4 protein-coding genes are annotated in these 11698 nt (G+C 50.0%); all 4 read left to right on the top strand.

The features are described from left to right. From QFZ51_RS20185 to QFZ51_RS20170, 4 genes are read left to right on the top strand one after another with little or no spacing between them, the layout of a single operon-like run. Nucleotides 1-291, top strand: a complete 291-nt coding sequence (locus QFZ51_RS20185; RefSeq protein WP_370910748.1) for a PAAR domain-containing protein — start codon at nt 1-3, stop codon at nt 289-291. Nucleotides 292-307: 16 nt separating this feature from the next. Further along, nucleotides 308-736, top strand: coding sequence for a GPW/gp25 family protein (locus QFZ51_RS20180; RefSeq protein WP_429048337.1), 429 nt, complete (start codon nt 308-310; stop codon nt 734-736). 42 nt (nt 737-778) lie between these two features. Continuing rightward, on the top strand, nt 779-5251 hold the full coding sequence (locus QFZ51_RS20175; RefSeq protein ID WP_429048335.1) for a hypothetical protein: 4473 nt from the start codon (nt 779-781) through the stop codon (nt 5249-5251). 10 nt (nt 5252-5261) lie between these two features. Next, complete coding sequence (locus QFZ51_RS20170; protein ID WP_429048334.1) at nt 5262-11696, top strand: hypothetical protein; 6435 nt, start codon at nt 5262-5264, stop codon at nt 11694-11696. The last annotated feature ends 2 nt before the right edge of the window (nt 11697-11698 follow it).

Here is an 11698-nt window from a genome sequence, read left to right as displayed (position 1 = left end):
ATGCCTCCTGCAGCACGCATCAGCGACTTTCACACCTGCCCCCTGTTTTCGGGACCGGTACCTCATGTGGGCGGTCCGGTGGTAGGACCAGGCGTAGCCACGGTGATGATTGCCGGTATCCCGGCAGCCGTTACCGGCGATATCTGCACCTGCGTGGGCCCGCCGGATGCGATCGTGAAAGGATCTGCCACGGTGATGATAGGAGGGCGGCCCGCCGCAAGAATGGGCGACCTCACAGCACATGGCGGCGTAATTGTAATGGGAGCTCCCACAGTGATTATTGGCGGTTAAAAAAATATTCAGAAACATGTTACAAAATGATCCCCGTTCATTCCTCGGCACCGGCTGGAAATTCCCGCCAACATTTGATCTGCAGAGCGGAGCAGTGGAACTGGTAAGCAACGAAGCCGATATCAAAGAAAGCCTCGACATATTGCTGTCTACCAGTTTGGGAGAAAGAGTGATGCAACCCCGCTACGGATGCGACCTGCAGGACTATATTTTTGAACCGCTCAATGCTACTATGATCGGCTTCCTGCGCGACCTCGTGGAAAATGCCATTCTCTTCTATGAACCCCGCATCAAAGTAGAAGAAATAGGCGTGGTGCCTATGGATAGCCCCGACCTGATAGAAGGAAGGTTTACTATCTCTATCGACTATACGATTGCAAGTACTAATTCAAGGTACAATTATGTGTATGATTTCTATTTGCTGGAAGCAGCGCAAAAACCCTGACAGGCGCCTCCGCTGCAGGGTCATCAATTAATCAGTTAAATCATGATCGTACATCCTTTTCAATATGAACCAGGCATCAGTCAGCGCAACCGGCTACTACCGGCCCTGGATGCTGCCTCCGCACCAATAGACGGGAGAAAGCTCGCGGACCTGCTCCATTATTTCGTACAAATGGCGCCGCAGATCAATTACTATCAATATAAAGACGCGTACCTGATCAACGACTGGCAGCCTTTCTTCCGGAACAGCCTCCCTTTCCTGCTGGCGCAGCTGACTAAAACAAATATCAGCCAGCTGAAAGATAATTTTGAAGGATATGTAAAACAGGTACATGAACGACCCGCAAAAGATACGCTTCAACTCCTGATCAATTTTTTATATGATGATGTAATCGTTCCCATTGCACAGTGGCAGGTAGCTTTTCAGGGTACCGGGCTGCCAATGGAACGTAGTATAGAAGCCATTATTCAGCAAAAGCTCCGTACACCGCTGTCACGGTTTATCCAGTTCACCAACGGCGCTGTGAAATGGTTTTGTGTTCGTCCCCTCGATCTTTCACAAATTAAAAATGAAGAAATATGGGGCATCGATCCGCTGTTCGCTTACCTGGAATGGAATGAAAGTTTTCATTACGCCGCCACCTCCCGCGAAAAAGCACTACTGCTGTTGCAGGCCTACCAGTCCATCTTTCAGCCATTCCTGGATGCTATTGCCGCTGTTGCCACACTGGCGCCGGACAGTATCTCAGAAAGCCTGCAACCACTGAATGAAGCCTATAAAAAGAATCATACGCCGCACCTGGGTCTGCTCTTTGCATTCCTGTACCTCTTCTCACACGTACAGCAACAGCTGAACGGATTCACACAAAAACACCTCGATTTCTTCTTTCAACAGGTATTAAAATTGGTACCAAAACCCCTCACGCCGGATAAGGCGCACGTGATGTTTGAAGTACAGCAACCCTTTCAGCAATACCTGCTTCCTAAAGGAACCGCACTGCGCGATGGAAAGGACAGCCTGAAAACAGATGTTATCTTCCGGCTTGAAGATGAAATAGTGGTGGATAATGCCGCTATCTCCAGTTTACTTACCTTGTATGTAAACCCCGTAATTGCCTTCAAAAGAACGATGGCAGACGGCAACCAGCTTTGTTATAAAAGGAATTTTATTGAAGGATTGTATATCGCCACCAAAGCCAATATGGCGGATGGGGTAGATAAACCCTTCCAGGAAAATATGCCAAAGAACTGGTTTACCGCCGGTTCCCGCTACAGTAAATTTATTGCGCCGGGCAAAGTACAACCGGTGCAACATCCTTATGCCCGTCTCGGATTTATGCTGGCTTCGCCGGTATTATTGCTGCAGGAAGGTACCCGGAATATCACGGTAGATATTGAGTGCGTGCTTTCTGAAAACTGCGACGATAATGTTTTGCTGCAGGATATCGATTACTTCGATGCATTGAAAATAATCCTGAAAAATAAATACACCTACCTGTCGGATGACCTCATTGCGAAAGCAGAAGAAATGGGTGTGGATGCCGCTACCATCAACATACTGCGGGATGCGCTTACGGATGTAAGATATGCCTCAGATGGCACACATGCGGTGTTAACAGACAACGGCGTAACCCCTGATGCGCCTTTGGCAAACATCAACACATTACCGGCGGCAGTAAAAGAACTGTTCAAACCTCGCAGCGTATTGCAGTTGTTTTTCAGCGGTGCAGAAGAATGGATTGCACCGCCAAAGCTCGCAGATATTACAATTGTTCCTTCCGGCAGCGGCTATAAATTAACACTTCAGATAGCGCTTCCGCCGGAAGTGCCTGCAGTTACTTTTTATGATAAGAAAGTGCTCAATGGCAACTACAATACCACGTTGCCGGTATTGCGTGTGGAGGTGGATCAGCAGGTGAAGCTAAGCCTGGATGATATACTGATCGAGAAAGTAGGCGGCGATTGCGGCCAGTGCCAACTGGAACGCCAGCCAAAGAATACGGTGACGGCTATTGCATTGTATCATTTTCTGCGCGACTTCCGCATCCGGAATGTATCTATTAAAGTAGATGTTTGCGGGGTTAAAAATGTAATCGTGCAGAATGATGAAACCGTGCAGGATGTTAACTCGCCTGTTTATCCCTTTGGCACCCGGCCTGCGCTGATTGATTTTGAAATACTGAAAGGTAAAAAGGAATTTTCCAACACCGCCAAAGGCCCCAGTTTTTATATCGGCTCCACAGAGATCTTCGGGAAAAAATGGGATAAGGTATATGTGAATATGAACTGGAAAGACAAACCGGCCAGCTTTGAAGGATACTATGCAGGCTACGTCCAGGGCGGGTTAGCGGAAACCGACTTCAAGATTAATAAGTATGTTTTGCAGGATGGAAAATGGTTTAAGGAGAATGCTTCGGCAGAAGAACTGTTCACTAAAAATGTGGATGTTCCCTGCGATCCGCAGAAGATATACGATTATTCCATTGCATTCGATCAGCCAACAGCTTTAGGGTTCAAGGATCAGTTCAGTCTTACCAGCGAAAAGGTAGCCCGGTACAATGCCGATACCCGTAATTACTTCGCCAAAATAACCCTCGCCCGCCAGGACTTTATGCATAAGGATTATGCATTTGTACTTGCCCGTCAGATGACCGCATTTAACCGCCTGCTGGACGATCCGAAAGATCCGAAGAACAGGATCGATACCGCCGCTTACTACAATTCAGTGGGTTCCCCGGTAGTATTCAATTTAAAAGAATTAAAACAACTGGTTCAGGATACTTATGCAGATGCATTAAATCTTAATAAATATATCCAGGGGCCCAGTGGCCTCGATGGCAGGATTCCATCAGACAGCATGTCGCCGCCCTGGGCATGGACGCCCACCCCGGCGGAAGCATTAACGATCCGCTACATTTCAAGAGGCCCCAATCCACCGGACTTCCCCACACGCGGCGGTTTTTTCCAGGGATTTGAAGGACTCACCGAGCTGGCAAAAGATATCAAGGAAAAATTGGAGGATATCCAGGTATCCGTGGTAGACACCAACACCCTGTCGGCCATCATCCCCAATGAACCCTGGACGCCGGTGATCAGCCAGATCTCTATCGACTACAGCGCTACTGCTATAAAGGAAGATGTGCAGCTGCTGCACCTGTATCCTTTTGAAAATACTTTTAAGGAAGAAGTGCTGGACCTGGAACCCTCGCTGTTACCGGTATTCTGCGACGAAGGCACTTTGTTTGTTGGGCTTGACCGTTTGCAGCCATATGGCAACCTGAACCTCCTGTTCCAGTTGGCAGAAGCTACGGCCGACTCGGAGTCAAAGAAAGCGGAAGTGGAATGGTTTTACCTGTGCAGCAATGTCTGGAAGCCGCTTCGCAAAGGATTTGAAGTGCTCAATGACGATACCGACGGATTAACCCGCTCCGGCATCATTAAAATAGCCGTGCCCGGCGATATTAATATAGTCAATACCGTTATGCCCGCCGGCACTTACTGGCTGAAAGCCGCCATCCCCGAAAACGTGGCCGCTGTGTGTGAAACCATTGGCGTGCATACACAGGCCGCACTGGCCACATTCACCGTGCTGCCGGAAAATGATCCGATGCGCCTGGGAGATGTATTAAAAGCCGGCAGCATTAGCAAATTGGCGGAAGCAGATGCACATATCAAAACAGTGACCCAGCTGTATGACGCTTTCAACGGACGGTTACCGGAAGCCGCAGGGCATTTCTATGTACGCGTGAGCGAACAGCTGCGGCACAAAGGACGCGCTATCCAGTCGTTTGATTTTGAAAGACTGGTACTCGAAGAGTTTCCACAGCTGTATAAAGTGAAATGCGTAAACCATACGCTGGGCCTCGGCGCCAAAGTGTACCAGCAAGACCTGGTCGCCGCCGGCGGTTATGTGGTAGTGGCGGTAATTCCGGATCTGCGCCAGCTGGCAGCAGGCAATCTCATGGAACCCAAAGCGCCGTTAAGCCTGCTGGAAAAGATTCACACCTTCCTCAAACAACGTTCATCTCCTTTTGTACGGCTGAAAGTCACCAATCCAAGATATGAAAGAGTGATGGTCGACATCTCCATTCAATTATATAAAGGGAAAGATGAAAAATATTATACCGAAAAACTGAAAACAGACCTGCAGGAATTTTTCGCCCCCTGGGCGATAGGAAAACTGGATAAACTGTCGTTCGGACAAATCGTGCACCAGGCAGACGTTGTACGGTTTGTGGAGCAACTGGATTATGTGGACTATGTAGAGTGCCTTACCATGCAGCATGAGCTGGAAACAGCGCCATCGCAGCATATGGAACCGCATACGCCGCGTTCCATCCTGGTAAGCGGTAACATTACCGTGAGTACACAGAAGGACGCAGTGGTTTGCCCCGATGTGGTAACACGCATCCCTGAACGGGAAACAGACTGTAATATTCCGGAACCCCTGATCCCGCCATGTAATAATACACGGCAGGAACCGCCGTCAATGCCGCAGGACCCTATCATTAATTAACTACATCGTTATGGCTGAGGACACAAATACCAAGAACGTGATCATTAAAAATGATCCTGCTTTTCCACCGGAACTGGATTTCGAAAAGTTGCGGAGTGAAGGCATCGACTACCTGGGAAAACTCTCCGGCAAAATATGGACCGACCACAACGCGCACGATCCGGGCATCACCATCCTGGAAGTGTTGTGTTACTCCCTGCTGGATATGGGCTACCGTACCAGTTTGCCATTGGAAGACCTGCTCACCATGAACCCTGCGGGAACCGGGAAAGAAGATAATTTCTTTACGCCGGCAAAGATCCTCACGGTTAACCCGCTTACTATCACCGACTACCGCAAACTGCTCACCGATATCGATGGCGTAAGGAACGCATGGCTGGAAATTGCTACCAACATTCCGCCGGAAGTACACTGGTTTGGCGATGAAGGCCTGGAGTGCCGCAGCCGCAACCCGCAGCTGGCGGCTACCAATGAAGATATTTCCCTGCTGGAACTGAATGGGCTTTATAATATTTTCATTGAACCGGAAACGCTGCCGGACGACAGCCAGGAAAGAGCAAAAGCGCTGGCCGACCTGAAAGAACGCATTCGCAAGGCATTAATGGCGCACCGCAATTTGTGTGAAGACTTTTATAGGATCACCATTCTGTGCCATGAAGAAATTGGCGTATGCACAGAAATCCAGCTCGAGGAAAATGCAGATGTAACCACTGTGCTCAACGAACTGGTACTTCAGCTTTATCACCTCTTTTCTCCCCGCGTTACTTTTTATACCCTGCAACAGATGCTGGAAGAAAAGAAGGTAACGATGGAAGAAATTTTTGCGGGAAGAGCCTATTCAGCCGGGAGCCATGGTTTCATTGACACCGCCGAACTGGAAGCGATCAAACCCCTCCGCGAAATCCGCGTATCAGATGTATATCACGTAATGTTCGAAGTGCCGGGAGTATCCACCATTTCCGGTCTTAGTATAGCCGGCTATGTTACAGGCGACCATACGCCCGTTGCCAGCACAAACGGCACCGCCTGGATACTGCCTTTGCTGGATGGCCACCTGCCGCTGCTGTCGCTGGTATACAGCCGCTTTGTGTTTAAACGCGGCAGCGCCACCTTCACTTTTGATGGCACCAACCTGCAGCAATATTTAAACGCTTCCCTGCTCAACGGCACCAAAGTGTGGTACGACCAGTCATCCGCATATCTTGATCATGCGGTGCCTTCTGGTTTTTACCGGGAAGACCTGGGCAACTACTATTCCCTGCAACGTGATTTTCCACGGGTATACGGCATTGGCAACGGGGAGCTGGGTAACGATGCGTCGCCGCAGCGCAAAGTGCAGGCATGGCAGCTGAAAGGCTTCCTGCTGTTCTTTGATCAGCTGTTATCCAATTACCTGGCGCAGCTGCAACACCTGCGCGACCTGTTCTCTATGTCGCCGGATGCGCCGGCACAAACGTATTTCAGCGGCGCTGTTACCGACGTTCCGGACCTCGACAAACTCCTGCGTTTTCAGCAGGGCGGCTTTTATGCTGACCTGGGCTGGAAACAGCATGATACGCTCATGCTGCCGGTTGGAAAAGAACTGCTCAATGAACTGCATACAGGCGTTACCGTTAAGAAAGATGTGATCCAGCGCTGGCGTAACAAATACTACAGCTTCGATTATCTTTCTGCACGGAATACCGCGGTGGAACAGCTGCTGCTGGATATGAGCCACCAGGATAATACCACTAACATTACCACTTATCTTTATGGCGATGGGTGCTGGTGCTTTGTGATAGCCACTCCCGGAAGGGAATATGTATTGCTCGGCTGCCGCTATTATCCCTCCCAGCAAAAAGCAAAGGAAGCTGCGCAATCCGCCATCTTCCTGGCAGCATACCCGGAAAATCTCCGGTCGTTCGGATTTAAAAATGCAGCTAACAAAGAGCAGTATGCCTTCGACGTGGTATTCAGCCTGGCCGACTACCAGGGCTACCTGCAAAAGATTGTGGAAGACAAAGCCCTGTATCAGCAGCGCCGCGAAACCATGCTCAATCACCTGCTCAGCCGCTTCGCAGAAACTTTTACCGATTATGCATTGGTGTTATATGGCATCAGCGACCGGCAGAAGGCTGCAGAGAAGGGTTTGCGCGCCAAAGCAAAATTTCTTTCTTCCTATGATAAATTAAGCAGGAACCGCGGTAAGGCTTACGACTACCGCGTTAATAAATGGAATACGGCCAATACTTCCGGCTACGAACAACGGGTAAGTGCATTAGCTGGCATAGAGAAAACTGACCGTCATTACCTGTGCCCTTTTATTGTTGGACCTTATGAAACATTTTTTTATGCAGAAATAAAAGATGCAGATAGCCAGGTGCTGTTCAGAACAAGTAACTACGTTACAAAGGAAGATGCATCTGCGGCATTGGTGCATCTTGCGCAACAATTAAAACACCCGGAGCATCTTATCCGCACAGATGATCCCGTGCAGGGAAAATTTGGCTTGCAGGTGCCTTTGCTGGCAGGCAACGCATACCTGGCATCTCCGGCCACTACGCCGGAAGAGCGGGAGGCACGCCTGTTACAGTTACAGGAACATTTTACGCAACAGCCGCTGAATGGTACCGTGGAAATCAGCCGGTATGATCATTTTATTGAAGTGACCAGCCCCGACGGGAAACCGCTGCTACATTCAAACCAGGCATTCCCCGATCAGCAGAAGGCCATTGCAGCTACCGACGATTTACTGGCAGCAGTACAGGAAGACGACTGGAGCATTCCACCAACAGAAGATTTGCCGGCATTGCAGTTGTTACCCGTAAATGCCACCCACACTACCTTTATCAATCTTGCTGCCTTCCAGGCAGATAATATCCAGCAGAAAGGCGGAAAATTACAAGTGCAGATCAGCATCGAAGAAGATGCGTTTATTATGTTTACTTCGGCATCGGCGGTGAAAAATGAACAGCAGGCAACCGAAGAATTTCACCTGCTCCTGCAACTGGCGGCCACTCCCGCAGGCTACCTGGTGCGGCAAACCGCCGATGGCAGGTATGAAGTAGTGTTGGTAGAACGCAGCAACGTAAAAGCCATGCACCCGGCCTTATTTGATGAAGAGCTGCAGGCAGATAATACCGTATTGCATATACAACAGCTTATAAAGGCGCAGTTATACCAGGTATCTTATTCCAGGCAGCCTGCTGCATGGAAATACAAAGTGCAGTTGCAGGGCATGGAAGGAAAGCCGTACCTGTTCAACAGCGAAGAAGAATATGCCACAGAAGAGCTGGCAAAAACAGAGATGGATACTTTCACTGCATCGCTGGACCAGCTGGAACTGAAAGCAGAAAAGGGCGCCAAACCCGTTTTACTGCATGCCGGCCTGAATAAGAAGATCATCCTGCCCACGGCAACAGCAGCCGGTAAACTGCAGAATGCTTTGTCACTCGCGCAGCTGAGAACCGGCGCCGCTCCTGCCGATATCGATTCCTATATTCATAGCACAACAGCCAGCGCGGAAGGCGCCTTTGTATACCGCGTAATCAATAAAACCGGTTGCTTTGCCAGGTTCCCTAAAACCTTTGCTGCCAAAGCCCCGGCAACCGACCGCCTGGCCGCCTTGCGCAGCCGCAACCAGCAGGGAATCGATTACCTGGAAATATGTATGGGGGGAGAAGAAGTGGTTACCTGCGTGAAAAATCCGCAAACACAGGCAATTAACTACTATTATGTGATCCGCGGCATTGAGAAGAACTATCATTCACCTATCTATCCAAAAACAGAAACGGAATACTTTCGCAGTTACAAGGCTTACAAATCTGCTGCGGAAGCATTAACCGCCTTCCGGCAGCAATACCTGCAACTGGTACATCTGGCAGGCAACCCCGCAGCCTGGGGTACCAGCATTATCCTGGAAGGAGACCCGGTAACGGATACAATTCCATTGGCTATTGTGCCCACAGACACGATTACACAATTCGGCGGAAAAGCGCCGCTGCTGGACGTTGTACCGCATATCATGCGAAGCTTCCCTTATCATTGGCTGAGCAATGTGCAGCAACTACGGATAAGCCTGTACGATATTACCAAAAGGGAAAAGATCTGGAAACTCTGCAATGGCTTTGCAGATATGGCCGCCGCCAGCGAAGCGCTGAAATTATTCCTGGCATTGGCCCGGTACGCCGGTAACAGCGGCGTACGGCTCAATGAAACCAGTTGCCGCTACCAGGTGGTCATGAATGAAGTGCTGCTGGAAAGTGTACAACAGTATAATTCTTTGGAAGATGCCTGGGGCAGCGCTACGAAAAACGCCAATGGAGATTACGTGTACACCGGGCTGGAACTATTGCTCGATGCTACCCGCCATGGCAACAGCGCGTATTATGGATATGTAAAAGATGATGGCTGCTATAGTTTTAACGCCGTGAAGAAAGGCTACCGGCTGGCAGTACATCCCTATGAATACAACACAGAAGAAATCAGGGCAAAATATCTGGAGCAATTACAAATGATCGGGTTGAAACTCGGTAAAAACTGCCAGGTATCGCTGGAAGTAAAACCTTATTACGCCGGTAACTATTTCCAACTACAGTTGATGGCAGGCGGAGAAGTGATCTTAATATCCGGGCAGCAATATACGTCGGCTGTCAATGCTGAAAGGGCACAGGACGATTGGCTGTTTGAAGTATTATCGTTATTGTGGAAAGACGGCAACTACTCGCTGAACACCACTGCCAACCGGTTTGAGCTGTTGAACGGCAGCGCTGTGAGCGGCTATTTCAAACCATCAGGCGACGCTGTGCTGTCGGCGGATGACCTGAAAGAATGGAAAGCAAAAATGCAGCAAGGTGCGCTTTATTACCCGGCACGCCGTGTAAAAACAGCCTTCGGCTATACTTATTCTTTCCGTTTGTACCACGATGATTTCATTCCCGAAGAGCCCCTGCCGGATGAAAACAACGGATGCGCCTGTGATGCGCCGCCACCGGTGCGTAAACCCGGCGCCATCATCTGGGAAAGCGCAGAACAATATGAGTGCCTGAATGCGGCTATCCGTGGATTTTACCGGTTTTGCGCGGCATTGTCGATCCCCGGTAATTACAAACCCTCTCTGGGAGAAGGCTGTGGCCCGTTTGGTATTGAACTGGTAGACAGCAGTTATGTGCTCGCTGTCAATCCGCAGTGTTATGCCACACTGCCTGCCATGGAAGATGCCATTGACCGCACGGCTGCAGCCATTAATGATGAAGGCATGCATGTGGTGGAACACATCCTGCTCCGGCCGCGCGTAGAGGATGATTGCCAGTGTTTATTGCCGGTAAAGCCGGAGCCGCTTTGCAGGCTGCCCTGGGAAGAAGAAGTAGTAGGCTATGATGTGGATCCGGAAGATGCGGTATTTAAAACGACCGTAGTTCCTTTTACAGATCCCTATTCTTTTGTAGCCACCATTGTGTTGCCCGGATGGCCCGTGCGTTTCCGCAATACCAGCACCCGTGCGATGATGGAAAACCTGCTCCGGAAAGAAGCGCCCGCGCATGTGCTGCTGAATATATTATGGCTGCGGCCACGCAGCTTCTGCGAGTTTGAAACCCTTTACCGCCGCTGGTTGCAGCACCTTGCCTGCAAACCTGTTTGTGGTGATGACGCGCATATCCAGTGCTGCCTCATCTGTTACCTCTTCGGGCAAACCGGCATCATGGATGCGGTACCTGATACCGATACGGATCCCGATTGCCAGCAGATCACCCCATCCTGCTTTGATGATAACAGGCAAAATAGGCTACCTGAATCTGACTTCGGCGACTGGATCAATCGCCTGTTCCGTAAAAACTGCGACATGCAGGAGATTGATTGTCTTTCCAATGAAACCACGCCGCCACCCGGACGGATCCTGGCAAACAAACGGGGTAGCACGCCGGCAACAACATCGCCGCAGTTAGCAGCGGCAAAGTCGCCTCAACTGGTGGAAGACCCTGCGTCGCCGGCTGCTGCCACGCACAGAAGCAACTCCCCGGAAGATGTGCTGCTGCGCGACCGGAAAGGCCGTCAGCGTATTTCAAAATACAAACAACAGATCCTGCCGGTGGATGCCGATAATATTGTAGACACGGAAGCATACGACCGCACCGGCAAATTTATGGAAGCAGGCCCGCTGAATATGCATAAGTACAGCACGCTGGCCGACTTCTTACTAAAAAATATGCCTGCCGGGAAAAAAGCCGCTGCAAGTGAACAGGCATTGCTGCTGCGCAACGCCACCTGGCTTTGCCTGGATCAGCTGCTGCTGCGGGTGCCGGTAAGCATTGCCGCTCACGAAAAGAAACAGCTGCAGCAAACACTGCGCAAAATGAAAGACAAAGGAATCAACCTGGCGGCGCTGGCAAAAGACTGGAAACCGGAAGACCTGGTCTCTGATGAAAATGAAGGCCTCGTAACACAATGCCTGCGATGGATGAAATAAAT

The sequence above is a fragment of the Chitinophaga sp. W3I9 genome (genome assembly GCF_050434025.1).
GTDB lineage: Bacteria > Bacteroidota > Bacteroidia > Chitinophagales > Chitinophagaceae > Chitinophaga.
Note: the sequence above shows the minus strand (reverse complement) of the source record. Positions and strands in the feature narration are given on the sequence as shown.

Excerpts from the sequence above, each read along its gene's own strand:
- QFZ51_RS20180 (WP_429048337.1), top strand. The coding sequence starts at position 308 with ATGTTACAAAATGATCCCCGTTCATTCCTCGGCACCGGCTGGAAATTC.
- QFZ51_RS20175 (WP_429048335.1), top strand. The coding sequence starts at position 779 with ATGATCGTACATCCTTTTCAATATGAACCAGGCATCAGTCAGCGCAAC.
- QFZ51_RS20185 (WP_370910748.1), top strand. The coding sequence starts at position 1 with ATGCCTCCTGCAGCACGCATCAGCGACTTTCACACCTGCCCCCTGTTT.
- QFZ51_RS20170 (WP_429048334.1), top strand. The coding sequence starts at position 5,262 with ATGGCTGAGGACACAAATACCAAGAACGTGATCATTAAAAATGATCCT.